Below are 18036 nucleotides of genomic sequence, written 5' to 3' on the forward strand. Positions count from 1 at the left end.
TCGACAATCAGCCGGTGCGCGCCGCGCCGGCTGATTTATATCGCTAATTTAGCGGTTGGCCGCTGTTGCTGGCAGCAGGCTTCTGATAGCTGGCTTGCGAGGTGCCATTGATCTCGTGGCGCCTGCCATGAGTCGACTTCTCTGGACATCGCCGTGACCCAACCCGCCGGTTCCGTTTCTTCCCGCGACTCGATTGCGATGACAGCGCTGCTGCTCGGTGGTGTCGCCATCGGCGGCTCGCCGATCTTCGTTCGGCTCTCCGAAGTCGGGCCAATGGCGACGGCCTTCTGGCGCGTGGCGCTCGCGCTGCTCCCGCTCGTCGCCTGGTCATGGTTGCGCAACGGATCGGCGAGCGACAGGCGGCCGGAGCAACTTTCCGATTACGCCACGCTCATCCTGCCGGGCGTCCTGCTTGCGATCGATCTCGCCGCCTGGCATCTCGCCCTGACCATGACGTCCGTTGCGAACGCGACGCTGCTTGCGAACCTTGCGCCGGTCTTCGTGACGCTCGCAAGCTGGGCGCTGTTTCGCTCGCCGGTCAGCGCCGTCTTCGTCGCGGGGCTTGCCACGGCCGTTGCCGGCGTGGTGATCTTGAAGGGCGGGCCTGCCGCGCTCGCTGGCGGCGATGTCCTCGGCGACAGCATCGCTGTCGTCGCCGCGATGTTCTATGCTGGTTATATCCTTGCGATCGGCAGGTTGCGGAGCCGGTTCAGCACCAACCGGATCATGATCTGGAGCACCGCCTCGGCTGCCGTCTGTATGCTGCCGATGACGCTTGCGTTTGAACCTGCGCTGTTTCCGGCAAGCGCCTTCGGATGGGCGATGCTGTTCGGTCTCGCCTTTGTCAGCCATGCGGGCGGACAGGTGGCGATCACCTATGCGCTCGCCTACCTGCCGGCAGCTTTCTCCTCGCTGACGCTGCTCTTGCAACCTGTGGTGGCGGCGATCCTCGCCTGGATGCTGCTCAGCGAACCGGTGGGCCTCGCGCAGGCGATCGGCGGCGCGATCGTGCTCGTGGGGATCTTGATCGCCCGCCGCGGATAAGCCTCGAAGATCGCTCAGATACCGGGCAGCTCGAAGCCCGCGAGCCGTTCTTCGAGCTTGCGGATCGTCACGACGTCGGCATTGGCGAAGGCGAAGCGCAGGTAGTTTTCCTGGCCTTCGCCGAAATAGTCGCCAGGCAGGCAGACCACGCCGGCGAGCTTCGCCAGTTTTTCGGCGACGAATTGCGAATCGATGTCGGGGAAGGGGTGGCGGATATAGGCAAAATACGCCCCGACTGCCTGCAGCTTCCATTTTGCCAGGCGGCTCATGACGCCCTTGAGCGCGTCGGCACGTGCGGCAATTTCGGCGCGATTCGCAAGCCGCCAGTCCGCGAGTGCTGGAATGGCCTTGGCGACTGCCGCCTGTGCGGCCCGGGGGGCGCAGATCTGCAGGTTGTCCATGACCTTGGTGATCTGTTCCACGAGCGCCGGACCGGCGGTAATTGCGCCGAGGCGATGGCCGGGAATGCAGAAGGATTTCGAGAAACTGTAGAGGCCGATGAAGCTGTCCTGCCAGCCCTTCGTCTGAAGCAGGCCGTGCGGCGCAATGTCGGCCGATGGCAGGAAGTCGCGATAGGTCTCGTCGAGGATCAGCCAGGTGCCGTTCTTGCGGCACGCTTCGTGAATGCGCTGGAGAAGTTCCGGCGGGTAGACGGCGCCGGTGGGATTGTTGGGGGAAACGAGGGCAAGCGCGCGAATGCCCGGCCGAAGCGCCGAGACGATCGCGTCGATCTCCGGCAGGAATCCGGCCCCGGCGTCGCAGGGCACCAGCTCGACGTTGATGCCCAGCATCGCCAGCGTCGTTTCCTGATTGAAGTAATAGGGGTTGGTCATCAGCACCGTGTCGCCCGCGCCGGCGATCGCCATGACGGCACACATAAAAGCCTGGTTGCAGCCGGAGGTGATGTGAATGTTGTCGGCCGTAACCGCCGCGCCATAGAGGCCCGCAACATGGGCGGCATAGGCCGCGCGCAATTCCGCCTCGCCCTCGATCGCACCGTAGCCGGTAAAGGCGGTCGATGCGGAAGCTTCGCCGAGCCATTTCAGCATGTCCGGATGTGCAGGATAGCCCGGCACGGCCTGCGAAAGATCGATCAGCGGACCTCTCGCCCCGTCATAGGCCTTCGCCCAGGCAAGCACGGAGGGAACCGGCGGCGGCGAGAGCTTTTCGACGAGGGGATTGAAATGCGGCATTTGAACCTTCCTGTTGCTGTTAGCGGCGGACGAAGTGCTGACGGAGAGAACTGCACAGGCCCCTTCGCTCTATGATTTGGCCTTGCGTTTCGGGGGGCGTTCCGGGCGCCGATTCCGCGTCGGCGACGAGATCGGCTGAAAGCTATCCGCTTTCGACGTTTGCGCGGCTTCCGGTCTGGACATGCGGCTGCGGATGATCGTACGGGCGGAGACCTGGAGCTCCGGCATAGGATCGCTTTCGAGCGCTGCGAACAGCCAGTCGATGAAAACGCGGACGATCGGCGCGGCGCGGATTTCGTTGCGGCAGGCGACAAAAAACGCGTCGTTGGCAGGCACCGTCAGATCGAAGGGAGCGATCAGCTCGCCGCGCGCGATCAGGCTTCCGGCGGTGATCGTATCGCCGAGCGCCACGCCCTGATTGTGCAGTGCCGCCTCGGTAGAGAGTCGCGCATCGCTCATGAAATGCTGGCGGCCGCGCTGCAGGTCGATGGCGTCGGCTGCGGCGAGCCACGTGTTCCACTCTCGGCCGTCATCGCCGTGAAGCATTACGTGGTCGCGCAGATCCCGTACCGAGCGCAGCGGCCGCATGTTGAGGAGGGTCGGGCTTACGACCGGGAAAAGCTCGAGCCGGCTCCAGAGCTTCGCCCAGCAGTCGTTCCAGTTGCCATCGCCATAGAGCAGGCAGACGTCGACATCGGGGGAATGGAGGTGCGCCGCGTCGTTGGAGGCGATCAGCGTCAGCCTGACATCGGGGAACTGCTCGGTGAACTGGTGCAGGCGCGGGATCATCCAGAAGGAGAGCAGCGCCGGCACGCAGGTGATCCGAAGCTCGCCGCTCGTTGCGGGCCGGGTCATGGCCGCGGTCGCGGCGGCGATTTCCGCGAAGGCGTGGGTAACGGCCGGTAGCAGCAGGGCACCCTGTGGCGTCAATCTCAGCCGCTTGCCGCCGCGCTCGAAGAGAGTGGCGTTGAAGGAAAGTTCGAGCGCGCGGATCTGATGGCTGATCGCACCGTGCGTGACGTTGAGCTCACGTGCCGCGGCCGAAACGGAACCGCGCCGGGCGGTCGCCTCGAAGGCACGCAGCGGGTTCAGCGGGGGCAGTCGGCTCGACAAGAAAGGCTCCGAAAGGCGGTGCAAGAATGTGAATTTTTCTCACACGAAACGCTATAACAATGTCAATTGATTTTCCAGCAAAATTGTTTCCTAATATGTGCCAACAAGGGCAAAAGCCTGGGGAACGTGACCGCGCCGGCAAAGCCGGCGAAATCGCAGATCGTCATTTGCGGTGCTTCGCGCACATGTCCCCGGCTGAACACACGGAGGTTCGGGCGCATGGCCTGGGATGAACAGAAGCTCAACGAATTGAAGGTGAAATATGGCGAAAGCCACGGCGGTGAGCTCTTCGATCCGGCGTTTCGCAAGGTCGCCGACAAGATCTTCACGAAGAGCGGCACGCGGCTGGCGCCCTATTCCGGCATCCCGACCTTCCTGACCGCGCCCTATATGCCGGTCGATGCCGAAAATCCGGATTTCGGCAATCTCCAGGTGGCAATCGTCGGCATACCGATGGACCTCGGTGTCACCAACCGTCCGGGCTCCCGTTTCGGACCGCGGGCGCTGCGTGCGATCGAGCGCATCGGGCCCTACAACCACGTGCTCGGCTGCGCGCCCGTCCACGATCTCCGGGTCGCCGATATCGGCGACGTTGCCTTCCAAAGCCGCTACCGGCTGGAGCTCAGTCATGAGGACATCGAAAAGCGCATCAACCAGATTGTCGACGCCGGCGTCGTACCGCTGTCGGTCGGCGGCGACCATTCGATCACGCATCCGATCCTGAAGGCGGTCGGCAAGAAACGCCCGGTCGGCATGATTCATATCGACGCCCATTGCGACACCGGCGGCGCCTATGACCTCACGAAGTTCCATCACGGCGGCCCGTTCCGCAACGCGGTTCTCGACGGCGTGCTCGATCCCACTCGCGTCGTGCAGATCGGCATCCGCGGCTCGGCCGAGTATCTCTGGGAATTCTCCTACGAATCCGGCATGACCGTGATCCATGCGGAAGAGGTTTCCGGTCTCGGCATTCCGGCGATCATCGAGAAGGCGAAGAGGATCGTCGGCGAGGGTCCGACTTATCTCTCCTTCGACATCGACAGCCTCGACCCGAGTTTCGCTCCCGGGACCGGCACGCCGGAAGTCGGCGGCCTGACGACCCGTGAGGTGCTTGAACTCATTCGCGGTTTCAAGGGCGTCAATCTCGTCGGCGGCGACGTCGTCGAGGTCGCCCCGCAATACGACGCGACGACCAATACGGCGCATGCCGGGGCGCAGGTGCTCTTCGAAATCCTGAGCCTGATGGTTTTCAGCCCGGCGATCACCGGCAGGGCCGGCTGAGCCTTTGACGCTCGTTCTGCCGTCGAACTGGAAGCGGCGGCGGAGCGAGAGCCGGAACAAACAAACTTCCAGGCAGGGGGACCACGATGTCGTCTTGTTTCCGGAACCGGGACAGTTTGCCGGTTGCATCGGGAATGAAGCGATCGTCGGCGCCGACGAAGCCGGATGCGGTCGTGTCCGGCATCGCCTTTGACACGCATCGGGAGCAGTGATCGAATGCCAGGCTTCTCAGGATGGCCAATGCGGTCGATAATGCGGACGTGGAGTTTTTTGCGGCCGACAGGCTGATTGCGGCCTTGTTCGCGCTTTGCGACGCGCTGATCGAACATGGGACAATTCTCCAGCGACAAATGCTGGCGGAGCGAGCCGAAAAGATGCAAGGAATCAACTACAACAGGGAACGCGGCGGTAGCCGCCAAAACAAAGGAGACATGCGATGAACATCAATTCCATCAAGCGCCGCACGCTGCTGGGGGCAGGGCTTGCCGGCGCGTCGATGCTGGCGATGCCGGCCGTCCTGAGAGCGCAGGACAAGTCGCTGAAGGTCGGCGTCTACGGCGGCTACTTCAAGGATTCGTTCGACAAGAACATCTTCCCCGAATTCACCAAGGCCACGGGCATCGCGATCGAGTCTGTCGCGGAGCCGACCGGTGAAGCCTGGCTCGTCCAGTTGGAACAGGCCGCTCGCGCCGGCCAGGCTCCGGCGGATGTCTCGATGATGTCGCAGGTCGCAATGCTCAAGGGGCAGGCGACCGATCTCTGGACACCGATCGACATGGCGAAGATCAAGAACAGCTCCAACCTGCTCGACCGGTTCGTCAACAAATATCCGGACGGCCGTATTGCAGGTATCGGTGCGGTTTCCTGGTACATCACTCTCGTCACCAACACCGACGCCTACAAGGAAGCGCCGACATCCTGGTCCGCCTTCTGGGATCCGGCCAATGCCGACAAGCTCGGGCTGCTCGCGCTTGTCTCGAACTCCTTCCTGCTCGAGGTGACCGCCAAGACCTTCATGGGTGGCACCAATGCGCTCGACAGTGAAGAGGGCATTCTCAAGGCTTTCGAAAAGCTCGCCGAAGTGAAGCCGAACGTGCGGCTCTGGTATCGTGACGAAGCGCAGTTCGAACAGGCGCTGAAGTCCGGTGAAATTCCGATGGGCCAGTACTACCACGACGTGACCGGCCTTGCCGCGGCCGATGGCCATCCGGTGCGCTCTACCTTCCCCAAGGAGGGCGGCATTCAGGATTCGGGTTGCTGGGCATTGTCGCGCGCCTCGCAGAAGACAGAGGAAGCGCACATCTTCATCGACTATATGTGCCAGCCGTCGATTCAGGCGACGCTGTCGCGCAAGGTCGGAACTTCGCCGACGGTCAAGCGCGAATCGACAGATCTCACGGACAAGGAGTTTGCAGCCGTGTCATCGGACATCGAACCGATTGTCCCGCGCTACGATCTCTACCAGACCAAGTCGGATTGGCTGAACCAGAAGTGGACGGAACTGATCGTCGGCTGATCGCCAACAGGGCTCCCGCCAGCCGAGCGCCGGCGGGAGACCGCATTGCAGCGCCATTGCGCGTCTGACAAGACACGCGGCGCTGTGGAAACCATCTGCGCATGAGGCGCTACTGCATGGTTCCTTAAATCGGGAACCGAGTTAAGGAAGCGATACAGCGACCTAGAGACGCACGGCGCTGTGGGACGGGGAATACATGTCGGGACTTGCCCTTCAGAACGTCGTCAAGGAATTCGGATCTTTCACGGCCGTCAACAATGTCGAGCTCACCGTGCCGCACGGCACCTTCGTTTGCATGCTCGGCCCATCGGGCTGCGGCAAGACGACGTTGCTGCGCATGATTGCCGGGCTTGATCTCCCGACGGGAGGTGCGATCCATCTCGACGGCGAAGACATCACCCGCGTGCCGACCCACAAGCGCAACCTCGGCATGGTGTTTCAGTCGCTGGCGCTCTTTCCGCACCTGACCGTCGGCGAAAACATCGCCTATCCCTTGCGCATCCGAAATGCACCGAAGGAGGACCAGAAGCGGCGGGTCGAGGAACTGCTGTCAATGATCCATCTCTCGGGCTATGCGGACCGGCCAGTTTCCAAGCTTTCCGGCGGCCAGCGTCAGCGTGTCGCGATCGCTCGCGCCCTGGCGATCTCGCCGAAGCTTTTCCTGCTCGACGAGCCGCTCTCGGCGCTCGACGCGAAACTGCGCGAGGCGATGCAGGTGGAGCTCCGGCAACTGCAGCAGAAACTCGGGATCACGACAATCGTCGTCACGCACGACCAGCGCGAAGCGATGACCATGGCCGATACGGTGGTCGTCATGAACGGCGGGGAAATCCGTCAGGCGGCCTCGCCGATCGAAATCTACCGTCGGCCGGCGGACAGTTTCGTGGCCGATTTCATCGGTCAGACCAACTTGATCGAAGCCGAAGCGGACTCGGTCGGCCATGTTTCCGTGCTCGGCCAGCCAGTGCCCGGTCTCGCGCTGCTCCCCGGCGCGGCCAAGGCGACGTTGTCGATCCGTCCCGAGGACGTGCACCTGACGGCGCCGGGTGCCGGTGCAATTTCCGGCACGGTCACCTTCGTGCGCGATTTGGGCGGGACGATCGAAACCTTTGTGGATGTTGCCGGTCGCCAGATTGTCGCCGTTTCCACGCCGCGCGAGCGGCCGGACGTCACCGTCGGCCAACAGGTCGGCGTCGCGCTCACTCCGGATGTTTGCGTGGTGCTCAGGAAATGAGACGCGAACCGCCCCAGACCATCGGCGACTACGCGCCGCTTCTTTTCCCCGCGGCGATGCTCACGATCTTCTTCGTCGTGCCCTTCGGCACGATGATCGCCGTCAGCTTCTTCCAGCGCCAGCAGGGCGGTTTCTATACGCCGGCCTTCGTTTACGACAATTACGCCCGCTTCCTCTCGGCCTTCTTCGGCGGCGTGCTCGGCTTCTCGCTCATGATGGCGATCGCGGTCGCCATCTGCTGCATCGTGCTGGCGCTGCCCTTCACCTATATGCTGACGCGGATGGCGCGCAACGTGCAGGTCGTCTGGCTTGTCGCGCTGCTCTCGGTGCTATCGCTCTCGGAGGTCATCATCGGTTTTGCCTGGTCGACGCTCTTTTCGCGCACGGCCGGCATCACCAATATCCTTGTCGCGCTCGGCCTCATGGGTGAGGCTAAGGCGCTGACGCCGAGTTTCGCGGCAGTGCTGACGGGCATGGTCTATCAGGCCTTCCCTTATACGGTGCTCGTCCTCTTCCCGGCGCTCGTCCGCCTCGATCCGACCTTGACGGAAGCTGCTCGCACGCTCGGCGCCTCGCCGCTCAAGGCCTTCTTCACCGTCGTCGTTCCGGCACTCAGGAACACGATCGTCGCGACGCTGATCATGGTCTTCATCTTCGCGCTCGGGTCCTATCTGCTGCCACAGCTTCTCGGACGGCCTCAGCACTGGACGCTGTCCGTCCTGATCACCGACCAGGCGATCTACCAGTCGAACATGCCCTTTGCTGCGGCGATGGCGGTGTTCCTCGTGCTGGTGACGCTCGGCCTGGTCGCCTTGACGGTGATTGCGGGACGGAAGGGAGAAGCGGCATGACGTCCATTTTCCGCAAGTTCTATTTCTTCCTGATCGCGCTCTTCCTCGCGCTGCCGCTGATTGTGGTTGCCGGCGTTTCGATCAACGAAAAGCAGACGCTCGCCTTCCCGCCGCAAGGCTTCTCGACATCCTGGTATGGCGAGATCTTCCTGAATCCCGAATGGCGAAACGCGCTGATGGCCTCGATCACGCTTGCCGTGCTTTCGGCGGCGCTTGCCGTCGCCATAGCCCTGCCGCTTGCCTGGTTCCTGTGGCGGCGCGTGGCGCCTTGGGCGAATATCTTCCAGCTTCTGGGCGTCGCACCCTTCACGCTGCCGCCGGTCATCACGGCGCTCGGGCTTCTCACCTTCTGGGCGACCGCCGGATTCTACGGCCAGCCATGGACTGCAGTCGTCAGCCACGCGATCTTCTTCGTGACCTTGCCGCTCGTCACCCTGTCGCTCGGTTTCACGTCGATCGATCGTTCTTTGGTCGAGGCGGCCTCAACCATGGGCGCGGACGAGCGTACGGTTTTCCGTACGGTGGTGCTGCCGCTGATCCTGCCCTACATCGTTTCAGGCTATGCCTTTGCCTTCGTGCTATCGCTCAACGAATATATCGTCGCCTATATGACCGTCGGCTTCACCATGGAGACGCTGCCGATCAAGATCTTCAACGCGCTGCGCTATGGCTACACGCCGACCATGGCGTCGGTGACGATCCTCTTCGTCACGACGGCTGCGGTCATCTTCGGTCTCGTCGCCCGCTTCGGAGACCTACCGAAGTTGCTCGGCGCCATGTCATCGGATGGTAAATGATGAGGCTTGCCGCTCTGCAGATGAAATCCATTGCCGGCGACGTTGCCGCCAATCTCGGCCGGATCGGCGGGGCGGCGGCGGAGGCTTCACTCCAGGGTGCGACGTTGCTGGTCACGCCCGAACTCGGCATTACAGGCTACGGCGCGGGCGATGTGATCCGTGACCTCGCCGAGCCCGCCGATGGCCCTATCGTGCGGCGATTGCAGCAGATTTCGGCCGAAACCGGTATCGCGATCATTGCCGGCTTCGCCGAGCGCGAGGGCAATGCCGTCTACAACAGCGCGGTCTACGTCAACGGCGACGCCGCCCCGACCGTCTATCGCAAATCGCATCTTTATGGCGACTATGAGCGCGGGCTGTTCACGCCGGCTGAGCCGTCGACGCGCCTCTTCGAACACCGGGGCGTCACCTGCGGCATGCTGATCTGCTACGATGTCGAGTTTCCCGAAAATGTCCGGCGGCTCGCGCTTGCCGGCGCCGAGGCGGTATTGGTGCCGACGGCGCTTCCGGCCGGCTGGTCGGGAACCTTCATCACCGAGCATATGATCCAGACAAGGGCGTTCGAAAACCAGGTCTTCGTCGCCTACATCAATCATTGCGGTTCCGATCCGATGTTTTCTTTCGCCGGCTTGTCGCGGGTTGCCTCGCCGGACGGCCAACCCCTGGCGAAAGCCAATTCCGCGGACGAGACCCTGATCTTTGCCGAGATCGACCCGGGGGCATTTGCCATTTCGCGCTTGGAGAATACTTATCTCAAGGACCTGCAGCGTCCGCACCGCTAGATCGTTCGCGTTTAGAGAACAATCTGTTCGCGTCGTTTCCTCTTTTTGAAACGACCGGGCCGACCGATGTTCTGCTCAACGAGGTGCCCGCCTTACGGCGCCGCGCGTCCCCGGATGCGCAAAGTCCGCCGTAACGCTTCGAATTGGAGGCAATCATGAGCTTGCAACTAACAGGTATCCACCATCTCACGGCGATCACGGCCAATGCACCGGAAAACCTGCGCTTTTACACGAAGACGCTGGGACTGAGGCTGGTCAAGAAAACCGTCAATCAGGACGATACGACCGCCTACCATCTCTTCTATGCCGACGGGAAGGCGACGCCCGGAACGGACCTGACGTTCTTCGACTGGCCGGTCGGCCCCGAGGGACGCGGCACGCACAGCATTTCGCGCACCGGCCTTCGCGTTGGCAGTGCCGAAAGCGTCAGATGGTGGAAGCGCCGTTTCGAGGAGCTAAGCGTCTCCGCCGGCGAGGTCACGGAAATCGATGGCCGCACCTCGCTTGCCTTCGAAGACGGCGAAGGCCAGCGTTTCCGGCTGCTGGACGATGGCGGACTGACGCCGTCGCATCCCTGGGACAGGAGCCCGGTTCCAGCCGAGCATCAGATCAAGGGCCTTGGTCCCATTACCATCAGCGTGCCGGATATCACCAACACGGCGCTCGTGCTCACGCATGTGATGAACATGGCGGAGGTGCGCCGCTACGCTTCGCCCGACGGCTCCGGCGAAGTACACGTCTTCTCGATGGGCGAGGGTGGTCCGGCGGCCGAATTGCATGTCGCGGTTCAACCGGACCTGCCGATTGCGCGCCAGGGCGCTGGCGCCGTTCACCACGTGGCGTTCCGGGCGCCGGACGTGGACGCGCTGCATCAGTGGACCGAACGCCTGAACGGCTTCCGCCTGCCGTCGAGCGGCGAGGTCGAACGCTTCTATTTCCGCTCGCTCTACTTCCGGGAGCCGAACGGCATCCTGTTCGAGATCGCGACCGACGGGCCCGGTTTTGCTGTCGATGAACCGATGGAAACGCTCGGCGAAAGCCTGTCGCTGCCGCCCTTCCTGGAGCCCAAGCGGGCTCAGATCGAGGCAAGGCTGAAACCGCTGGAATAGTGCCAAAGCAAAAGCCGGGACGCTCCTCCTGGCTTTCTTTTTGTCCTTTGATCTCTAGTTCTAATGAGATGCGGCCTACAGCGCCCTGCGTCTTGTCCGACGCGCAAAAGATGCTGTAGCCCTTTGAATTGCTGCATGTTCTTATCCCTAAATCGGCTAGGATTTAAGGAAACATGGAGTAGCGCCACCGAGGCATAAATAAGAGGAAACCAAGCATTCATGACGAAGATACTCGGCATATCAGGCAGTCTGCGGAAGGCTTCCTTCAATACGGCCTTGCTGAAGGCTGCAAAGTCCGTCGCGCCGGACGATGTCGAATTCGAGAGCGCGACGCTGCACGGCATCCCGCTTTACGACGGCGATGTGGAGGCTGAGAGCGGCGTTCCGGCGGCGGCGGCCGATCTCAAGCAGAAGATCGTGGCGGCGCACGGCGTGATCCTTTTCACGCCGGAATACAACAATTCGATGCCGGGCGTTTTTAAGAACGCGATCGACTGGCTCAGTCGCCCGCCGGCTGACATCCGAAAGGTGTTCGGTGGTCGTCCCTTTGCCTTGGCCGGCGCCTCTCCCGGCAGTTTCGGGACCATTCTCAGCCAGAATGCCTGGCTCGCCGTGATGCGGACGCTCGGAGCCGAGCTTTGGTCGGGTAAGCGGCTGATGCTGCCGAAGGCCGACACGCTCTTCGACAGCGAAGGGCAGTTGACCGACGACCAGACCAGGGAGCGGTTGCGCGGCTTCGTCAGGGCTTTCGCCGACCATGTCGCGACAGTGAAAGCATAAGGCGGTGTTCAGAGCCTGTTTTCCGCCATCCAGCGGCGAATGGCTGCAACATCGTCGTCGCCGATACCGTGATGGGTATCGATATCTAGTGCCTCGAGATTGGCGCCGGTATCGGCGAGGACCTTCTTCAAGGCCGGCGCATGTTTGCCGTAGGGATCCTGCTTTCCGGTGAGCACCAGGATGTTTGCTTCGGCAAGATCGGGCTTCGGCGCGTCTTCGAGCGCGGACATCGCGCGCATCATCACCACGTTCCTGAGCAGGCCGGGATAAAGCAGCATGACGGCAGCCAGCATGTTGGCGCCGTTGGAATAGCCGATGAATATTGTCTTGTCAGGAGCGAGCCCGTAGCCCTCGCACGCGCCTTCGACGAAGGCCACGAAGGCCGCTGCCTCCGAGCGGATGTCTTGCTGGTCGAAGGTCGTCATCGACACGCGGCGGAACCACCGGGGAAAACCTTCCTCGTTGCTTCGGCCACGCATTCCGAGCAAGGTGGCGTGCGGATCGACCTGATGTCCGAAGGGAAGCATATCCGTCTCGTTGCCGCCGCTGCCGTGCAGCAGCACGAAGGTGCGATCATTCGGCTGGTCCGGATGATAGAACCGGTGGATAAAGGGCAGGTCGCGCGGCGTTAGCCGCGGCTCGCCGGGAAGGGCGAATTGCGGCAGCTTGACCAAAGTCGCAGCCGCGTCGGCATCCAGATGCGATGGCAGGAAGAGCTTGGATCCGAGCGTGTCCGAAGGCTCGTCGACAGAAAAACCCGGACCGTCGGTGGCCAGCTCGAAGAGCGAGCCGCCCGGCTCACGCACATAGAGCGAGAAGAAGTACTTCCGGTCATGCGCATTGGTGGCGCCGGCGTGCTCCTGCTCGAGATCGGCGCGCACGGCAAGCACCGTCGCCTCGTCTGGCGCGCGAAAGGCGATATGGTCGATCGTGCCCGTGCCGGGCGCCGACGTCCAGAAGCCGGTGGCGTCGCGCACGTCGATGACATCTCCGGATTTCGACGTGAAGCGCCGGATCGTGGCTGTCGCTCCGGTCTCCGAATAGCCGAAATGGTTTTGAAGGAAGTGAGCGGTTTCCTTGGGCTTCTCGGTGAGAATGGTCGCGCCGCGCAGCCGCCGGACCGCGTCCGTTTCGGGGATGTCCCGGCTCGCCCACGGGGCAGGTTCGGCGAGCGCGTTCGTTCCGACCAGTTTCACGATCACGCCGTCCGGATCTTTCAGACGCAACACCGGTTCGCCGAACTCCTGTGCCGGGCCGGTCGCCTGAATGTTGAATTGCAACGCACGCGTCAGCCAGAAGCCGATGCTCTCCGGCGGGATGGCAAAGGCGATTTCGCTCGGCTGGCCATGCCCGACGCGTCCTGGCGAGCCGTCCTCCCACATAAGGAAGGTAACGAGCGAACCTGGCGATCCCACCGCATCGCCGTAAAAGAGATGCAATTGATTAGGGTCCTCGTAGCCGCCGGTGCGCTTGACGAGGCGCAGGCCGAGAAAGCCGACATAGAAATCGACATTTGCTTGCACTTTTCGGGCGATCAGGGTGATGTGGTGAATACCGCTCGTCACCGTCTTGTCCTTCCTGCTGTTCCCCTGCTGCATGATTCCTTAAATCGGAATCGATTTAAGGAATCATGCAGCGATTCAAGGTGCTACAGCGATCTTAGCGCGTCCGCTTGGACGCGCGGCGCTGTAGAACCGCCCGTCGGGTTGCCTTGTTTCGTCGGGCGGCCGTTTCTCAATCGCGGTCGAGGAATGCCTTGAAAGCGTCGCCGTGATCGGGGTGCCAGCGCGAAAGCGGCGGCCGGTTCTCGACGATATCCCCGGCGGCCCACAGGATGCGTTTCTCGTCCGTCGAGCGGACGACTTCGTTGTCCGGGCAGAGGATATAGAAATCGCCGCGTTCGAGGCTATCCATCATGAAGTCCACCGTCTGCTCGGGCGTCCACGCTCCCGCCGGTTTCTCCGTCCGTCCATGGGCGGTCAGCGACGTATAGACGAAACCGGGGATCAGCAGGTGGGCGGCAACCTTGCAGCCTTCGGTGTTGCGCAGCTCGTGCTGCAGCGCTTCGGTGAAGACCTTAACGCCGGCCTTCGACACGTTGTAGGCGGGGTCGCCGGGCGGCGTGGTGATGCCCTGTTTCGAGCCGGTATTGATGATCAGCCCCGGTTCGCCATGGGCAATCATCGCGGGCGCGAAAATACGCGAGCCGTTGATGACACCCCAGAGATTGACGGCGATCACGCCTTCCCAGTTCTCCAGCGGGCCGAACATCGAACTGCCAGGCTGGATGCCGGCATTGTTCATCAGCACATGAACGTGGCCGAAGCGTTCGCGTACCGAGCGCGCCAGCGCCACGAGATCGTCAGGCCGGGAGACATCCGTGGCGATTGCGGCGACATCGCTCGCGCCCCCCGTGGCACCCTTTGCCACCTCGGTCGCAGCCGCCTGCAAGCGCTCACCGGGCAGGTCGGCAAGGACAACCTTCAGCCCGAGGCCAGCGAAGCGCTTGGCCGCGGCAAGTCCGATGCCAGAGGCAGCTCCGGTGATGACGGCGACATGGTTTTTTGCAATGGCGGCGTAGGACATGGCGTAGATCCCCGTTGACGGCGGAAAGTTCCGAAAGAGATAGAGCGGCGCCGCTGCCAAGTCCATCGCAATCACCGCCGAACGGGCCCGTGAAACATCTGAAATGTCATCGCTTTCCAGCAACCTCCTTGTCCGCAAGCGCGTGAGCGCTACTTCACGACTTGGGTCTAATGGATGAGTGCCGTTGCACGCCCGGCCACGAGAAGTTCATGGCAAGCCAAACGAGCAAGAACAGCAAGCGCACGCCCTGTGACCATTGTCCTCTTCGTCAGCTCGCGGTCTTCCGCGATTTCACAGCCGAGGAACTCGCCTTCGTTTCGGACTTCAAGACGGGCGAGTTGGCAGTCGATAGCGGCGCGACGATAGTTCTTGAAGGCACGCATAGCGCTCACCTCTTCACCGTTCTTTCCGGTTGGGGCTTTCGATACAAGATGCTCGATGACGGCCGGCGCCAGATCCTGAACTATGTCATGCCTGGAGACATCGTCGGACTGCAAGGCAGTCTGATGGGAGAAATGCAACATTCCATCGAGGCGCTTTCACCGGTTACTCTCTGCGTCTTCGAACGGGACAGGCTCAATCAGCTTTATACCAGGCATCCCGACCTTGCTTATGATCTGACCTGGATTGCAGCCCGGGAGGAACGCATGCTTGACGAGCATCTCCTGAGCATCGGCCGGCGTTCGGCACTTGAGAGGGCCGCCTATCTCCTTGCTTTTCTTTACCAGCGGGCAAAGGTACTGGACCTCTTTCGCGGCAATCGAGTCGCGATCCCGATCCGCCAACAACATGTTGCCGATACGCTTGGCCTTTCGGTCGTCCACACCAACAAGACCCTGAAGAAACTTGCCGACCGCGGGCTTATTCGGTGGGTGGACGGTGGGTGCAACGTGCGCAATGTCGATGGGCTGCTTGCGATTGCCGAGTGGAGGGGTATCACCGAGCACAAGCGTCCATTCATCTGATTTACTGGCCGTATGTCATTTTTAAGTGCCGAACCGCTCCTTAGCGCCTAGGTTAGCTTGTCGGGTCGAGCCCCGGTCTTGCGCAGGGTTCTGAAAGGGCGTCGGGAGTGCAAAGCAACGAAATTCCGCCGACAATTAAGACGGTTCTCGTTTTGGACGACAATTTCATCATTGCGATGGACGCCGAGGAAATCCTCACATCCTTGGGAGTGGCAGAGGTTCATGTCGCCACCAATGCCGAGCAGGCGTTGGAAATGGCTACCGCTCACTCGATCGATTTTGCCCTCATCGACGTCAATCTCGACAGCGATACAAGCTTTGTCGTCGCCGATGCCCTGATCGCGCGCGGCATCATGGTCGGATTTACCAGCGGATACGGAGAATCGTTTCCTTCGCCGCAGCATCTGCGCAGTATTCCGAGGATCGACAAACCTTTCAGCGAGACGACGATCGGCAGCCTTATCGCCGCCGCGTATGACCAGCGCGGTCCTTGAAACGATTTCGTTGATCATCAGGGCCTGCCGCGGGCGACGAACCAGGGATTGGCAAAATCGCTGTCGTGGCGCTGATTGCGCTTGCCATAGGTGAGCGGCGTTCCCTCCATGGTCAGCGTCTCGCCGCCGGCAGCCCGCAGAATGGCGTCGCCGGCTGCCGTGTCCCATTCCATGGTACGGCTGAAGCGCGGGTAGATGTCGGCAAGCCCTTCGGCCAGTAGGCAAAATTTCAGCGATGAGCCGACAGCCTCATAATCGGCAATGCCCTGATCGGCGAGGTAGGCGATCGTCTCTGCGCTGTTGTGCCAGCGGCTGGTCAGCGCCACCGGCCGGTCGCCGCAGGTGCGGCAGCCGATAACTGCGTGGGGAGCGGCAACGCGATCGTCCTCGATCAAGGCCTTCCTCGCTTTGCCGGCACTTGCCGAATAGAGGATGCCGAGCGCGGGCGCATAAACCACGCCGGCAACGGGGACGCCATTCTCGATCAAGGCGATGTTGACGGTGAAATCGCTGCTGCGGCCTACGAACTCCTTGGTGCCGTCCAGGGGATCGACGAGAAAGAAGCGTTTTCCGGAAATATCGGGTACATGCCCGGCCGCAACCGATTCCTCGGCGATGACCGGAATATCGACAAAGTTCGCCGCGAGAGCGGCGAGGATTATGCGTTCGGCGCTGTGGTCCGCGTCGGTGACCGGCGAAGCATCGGCTTTGTAGGCGACGGCCGGCCCGGCGTTGTAAATGTCCAGGATTGCCCTTCCAGCCGCGATCGCCGATCTTTCCAGTATTTCCAGCATCGTCACTCTTCTTTTTCCACGCCGTTGCTGCGATTCGCATGAGCCGGGCCGAATACCGATAGGCTTCTTCCGTTCATACTCAAATCTTTCTCTTTGCCGCAATCGCGGACGCTCGACGCCGTGGCGACCCATCACCGCGGCATTTTGCAGCCGCAGGGCCTCTTGCATCTTTGCGTTGCGCTTCGCTTATGCAAAAGTGGCCGCGCAAGTGAACTGGATGCCTTCATGCGCTACTCCGCATTCTCGATCGTCAAGAACGCTCTCTCCGGAAATCTGAATTGGAAGCCGCAATGGCGACAGGCCGAGCCAAAATCGCATTATGACGTGATCATCGTCGGCGGTGGGGGTCATGGCCTTGCAACCGCTTATTATCTCGCCAAGGAATTCGGTATCAAAAACGTTGCCGTGCTGGAGAAGGGCTATCTCGGCTCCGGGAATGTCGGCCGCAACACGACGATCGTCCGCTCCAATTACATGCTGCCGGGCAACGAGCCGTTCTATGAATTTTCCATGAAGCTTTGGGAAGGGCTGGAGCGGGAGCTGAACTATAATGTGATGCTGTCGCAACGCGGCGTCATCATGCTTTACCACAGCGATGGCCAACGCGACGCCTATATACGGCGCGGCAACGCCATGTGGATGGAAGGCGTGGCGGCGGAGCTGATCGAGCGCGATCAGCTGAAGAAGATGATCCCCTTTCTCAACTACGACCACGCCCGCTATCCGATCCTCGGCGGGCTCCTCCAGCGGCGCGCCGGTACGGCCCGACACGATGCGGTCGCCTGGGGTTACGCGCGCGGCGCCGACCGGCATGGTGTCGATATCATCGAGCACTGCGAGGTGACCGCGATCCGTCGCGAGAATGGCGTCGTCACCGGTGTCGAGACGACCAAGGGGTTCATCGGCTGCGGCAAGCTCGCGCTGGCGGCCGCGGGCAACAGCTCCCGCGTCGGTGAGATGGCGGATCTGAAGCTGCCGATCGAGAGCCATGTGCTGCAGGCCTTCGTCACCGAAGGGCTGAAGCCCTGCATCGATCATGTGATCGTCTATGGCGGCGGCCACTTCTATATCTCGCAGTCGGACAAGGGCGGCCTCGTCTTCGGGGCGGAGATCGACGGCTACTCCTCCTATGCCCAGCGCGGAAACCTCGCGACCGCCGAGCATGTGATGGAGGAGGGCGTAACGATGATCCCCGGTCTTTCGCGCGTCCGCGTGCTGCGCTCCTGGGCCGGCGTCATGGACATGAGCATGGACGGGTCGCCGATCATCGACCGCACGCCGATCGACAATCTCTACCTGAACTGCGGCTGGTGCTACGGCGGCTTCAAGGCTACTCCCGCATCCGGTTACTGCTTTGCCCACCTGATCGCCAAGAACGACACGCATCCGGTCGCACGTGCCCTGAGGCTCGACCGCTTCGCCCGCGGCTATGCGGTCGACGAGGCCGGTGCCGGTCCACAACCCAATCTTCACTGACAGAAGCGGCGAGCCCGCAGC

The 18036-nt window shown here is 62.0% G+C and carries 18 protein-coding genes; 13 read left to right on the top strand and 5 right to left on the bottom strand.

What is annotated here, in order from left to right; all coding sequences use genetic code 11:
* The first annotated feature begins 198 nt into the window (after positions 1-198).
* Positions 199-1044: a DMT family transporter gene (locus QN219_RS07465; RefSeq protein ID WP_283999483.1), complete on the top strand. Its 846-nt coding sequence runs from the start codon at positions 199-201 to the stop codon at positions 1042-1044.
* A 14-nt stretch (positions 1045-1058) separates the two neighbouring features.
* Here QN219_RS07465 and QN219_RS07470 read toward each other — a convergent pair whose 3' ends face one another.
* Positions 1059-2237 carry an aminotransferase gene (locus QN219_RS07470; protein ID WP_283998965.1) on the bottom strand — a complete coding sequence of 393 codons (1179 nt, stop codon included), beginning with the start codon at positions 2235-2237 and terminating at the stop codon, positions 1059-1061.
* 69 nt (positions 2238-2306) lie between these two features.
* Positions 2307-3350 (bottom strand): LysR substrate-binding domain-containing protein, encoded by a 1044-nt coding sequence (locus tag QN219_RS07475; protein ID WP_283998967.1) that lies wholly within the window; start codon positions 3348-3350, stop codon positions 2307-2309.
* Positions 3351-3569: 219 nt separating this feature from the next.
* On the opposite strand from QN219_RS07475, the gene speB reads away from it, so the two are divergent.
* From speB to QN219_RS07520, 9 genes are all read left to right on the top strand, one after another.
* Positions 3570-4631 carry an agmatinase gene (speB, locus tag QN219_RS07480; protein ID WP_283998969.1) on the top strand — a complete coding sequence of 354 codons (1062 nt, stop codon included), beginning with the start codon at positions 3570-3572 and terminating at the stop codon, positions 4629-4631.
* Positions 4632-4864: 233 nt separating this feature from the next.
* The gene (locus QN219_RS07485) at positions 4865-5071 is read left to right on the top strand and encodes a hypothetical protein (RefSeq protein ID WP_283998972.1); all 207 of its coding nucleotides are present in this window, start codon (positions 4865-4867) and stop codon (positions 5069-5071) included.
* Entirely contained in the window at positions 5068-6147 is a 1080-nt protein-coding gene (locus QN219_RS07490; RefSeq protein WP_283998973.1) for an ABC transporter substrate-binding protein, read from the top strand. Before QN219_RS07485 ends, QN219_RS07490 begins: the two co-directional genes overlap by 4 nt.
* 196 nt (positions 6148-6343) lie before the next feature.
* Positions 6344-7381, top strand: coding sequence for an ABC transporter ATP-binding protein (locus tag QN219_RS07495; RefSeq protein WP_283998974.1), 1038 nt, complete (start codon positions 6344-6346; stop codon positions 7379-7381).
* Positions 7378-8232 (top strand): ABC transporter permease, encoded by an 855-nt coding sequence (locus QN219_RS07500; protein WP_283998975.1) that lies wholly within the window; start codon positions 7378-7380, stop codon positions 8230-8232. The genes QN219_RS07495 and QN219_RS07500 overlap by 4 nt, the downstream gene beginning before the upstream one ends.
* A complete protein-coding gene (locus QN219_RS07505) occupies positions 8229-9029 on the top strand; it encodes an ABC transporter permease (protein ID WP_283998976.1) in 801 nt (266 codons plus the stop codon). Before QN219_RS07500 ends, QN219_RS07505 begins: the two co-directional genes overlap by 4 nt.
* Positions 9026-9811, top strand: a complete 786-nt coding sequence (locus tag QN219_RS07510) for a carbon-nitrogen hydrolase family protein (RefSeq protein ID WP_283998977.1) — start codon at positions 9026-9028, stop codon at positions 9809-9811. Before QN219_RS07505 ends, QN219_RS07510 begins: the two co-directional genes overlap by 4 nt.
* A 155-nt stretch (positions 9812-9966) precedes the next feature.
* Positions 9967-10920: a ring-cleaving dioxygenase gene (locus QN219_RS07515; protein ID WP_283998978.1), complete on the top strand. Its 954-nt coding sequence runs from the start codon at positions 9967-9969 to the stop codon at positions 10918-10920.
* Between the two features lie 219 nt (positions 10921-11139).
* Positions 11140-11700 carry an NADPH-dependent FMN reductase gene (locus tag QN219_RS07520; protein ID WP_283998979.1) on the top strand — a complete coding sequence of 187 codons (561 nt, stop codon included), beginning with the start codon at positions 11140-11142 and terminating at the stop codon, positions 11698-11700.
* An 8-nt stretch (positions 11701-11708) separates the two neighbouring features.
* On the opposite strand, the gene QN219_RS07525 is transcribed toward QN219_RS07520, so the two are convergent.
* Both QN219_RS07525 and QN219_RS07530 read right to left on the bottom strand, forming a co-directional pair.
* Positions 11709-13265 carry a VOC family protein gene (locus QN219_RS07525; protein WP_283999484.1) on the bottom strand — a complete coding sequence of 519 codons (1557 nt, stop codon included), beginning with the start codon at positions 13263-13265 and terminating at the stop codon, positions 11709-11711.
* A gap of 169 nt (positions 13266-13434) precedes the next feature.
* Positions 13435-14286: an SDR family NAD(P)-dependent oxidoreductase gene (locus tag QN219_RS07530; protein ID WP_283999485.1), complete on the bottom strand. Its 852-nt coding sequence runs from the start codon at positions 14284-14286 to the stop codon at positions 13435-13437.
* 209 nt (positions 14287-14495) lie between these two features.
* On the opposite strand from QN219_RS07530, the gene QN219_RS07535 reads away from it, so the two are divergent.
* Both QN219_RS07535 and QN219_RS07540 read left to right on the top strand, forming a co-directional pair.
* On the top strand, positions 14496-15251 hold the full coding sequence (locus tag QN219_RS07535; protein ID WP_283998980.1) for a Crp/Fnr family transcriptional regulator: 756 nt from the start codon (positions 14496-14498) through the stop codon (positions 15249-15251).
* Positions 15252-15358: 107 nt separating this feature from the next.
* Complete coding sequence (locus QN219_RS07540) at positions 15359-15745, top strand: response regulator (protein WP_283998981.1); 387 nt, start codon at positions 15359-15361, stop codon at positions 15743-15745.
* A 17-nt stretch (positions 15746-15762) separates the two neighbouring features.
* On the opposite strand, the gene cysQ is transcribed toward QN219_RS07540, so the two are convergent.
* Positions 15763-16539, bottom strand: a complete 777-nt coding sequence (gene cysQ, locus QN219_RS07545) for a 3'(2'),5'-bisphosphate nucleotidase CysQ (protein ID WP_283998982.1) — start codon at positions 16537-16539, stop codon at positions 15763-15765.
* A 225-nt stretch (positions 16540-16764) separates the two neighbouring features.
* Here cysQ and QN219_RS07550 point away from each other — a divergent pair, with 225 nt between their 5' ends.
* The gene (locus QN219_RS07550) at positions 16765-18015 is read left to right on the top strand and encodes a sarcosine oxidase subunit beta family protein (protein WP_283998984.1); all 1251 of its coding nucleotides are present in this window, start codon (positions 16765-16767) and stop codon (positions 18013-18015) included.
* Positions 18016-18036 lie beyond the last annotated feature (21 nt).

Source organism: Sinorhizobium sp. 8-89 (genome assembly GCF_030124325.1).
In the GTDB taxonomy this organism is placed as follows: Bacteria; Pseudomonadota; Alphaproteobacteria; order Rhizobiales; family Rhizobiaceae; genus Sinorhizobium.

Coding starts and splice junctions, on each gene's coding strand:
- QN219_RS07465 (WP_283999483.1), top strand. CDS start 199: ATGACAGCGCTGCTGCTCGGTGGTGTCGCCATCGGCGGCTCGCCGATC.
- QN219_RS07470 (WP_283998965.1), bottom strand. CDS start 2,237: ATGCCGCATTTCAATCCCCTCGTCGAAAAGCTCTCGCCGCCGCCGGTT.
- speB (WP_283998969.1), top strand. CDS start 3,570: ATGGCCTGGGATGAACAGAAGCTCAACGAATTGAAGGTGAAATATGGC.
- QN219_RS07485 (WP_283998972.1), top strand. CDS start 4,865: ATGGCCAATGCGGTCGATAATGCGGACGTGGAGTTTTTTGCGGCCGAC.
- QN219_RS07490 (WP_283998973.1), top strand. CDS start 5,068: ATGAACATCAATTCCATCAAGCGCCGCACGCTGCTGGGGGCAGGGCTT.
- QN219_RS07495 (WP_283998974.1), top strand. CDS start 6,344: ATGTCGGGACTTGCCCTTCAGAACGTCGTCAAGGAATTCGGATCTTTC.
- QN219_RS07500 (WP_283998975.1), top strand. CDS start 7,378: ATGAGACGCGAACCGCCCCAGACCATCGGCGACTACGCGCCGCTTCTT.
- QN219_RS07505 (WP_283998976.1), top strand. CDS start 8,229: ATGACGTCCATTTTCCGCAAGTTCTATTTCTTCCTGATCGCGCTCTTC.
- QN219_RS07510 (WP_283998977.1), top strand. CDS start 9,026: ATGATGAGGCTTGCCGCTCTGCAGATGAAATCCATTGCCGGCGACGTT.
- QN219_RS07515 (WP_283998978.1), top strand. CDS start 9,967: ATGAGCTTGCAACTAACAGGTATCCACCATCTCACGGCGATCACGGCC.
- QN219_RS07520 (WP_283998979.1), top strand. CDS start 11,140: ATGACGAAGATACTCGGCATATCAGGCAGTCTGCGGAAGGCTTCCTTC.
- QN219_RS07530 (WP_283999485.1), bottom strand. CDS start 14,286: ATGTCCTACGCCGCCATTGCAAAAAACCATGTCGCCGTCATCACCGGA.
- QN219_RS07535 (WP_283998980.1), top strand. CDS start 14,496: ATGGCAAGCCAAACGAGCAAGAACAGCAAGCGCACGCCCTGTGACCAT.
- cysQ (WP_283998982.1), bottom strand. CDS start 16,539: ATGCTGGAAATACTGGAAAGATCGGCGATCGCGGCTGGAAGGGCAATC.
- QN219_RS07550 (WP_283998984.1), top strand. CDS start 16,765: ATGCGCTACTCCGCATTCTCGATCGTCAAGAACGCTCTCTCCGGAAAT.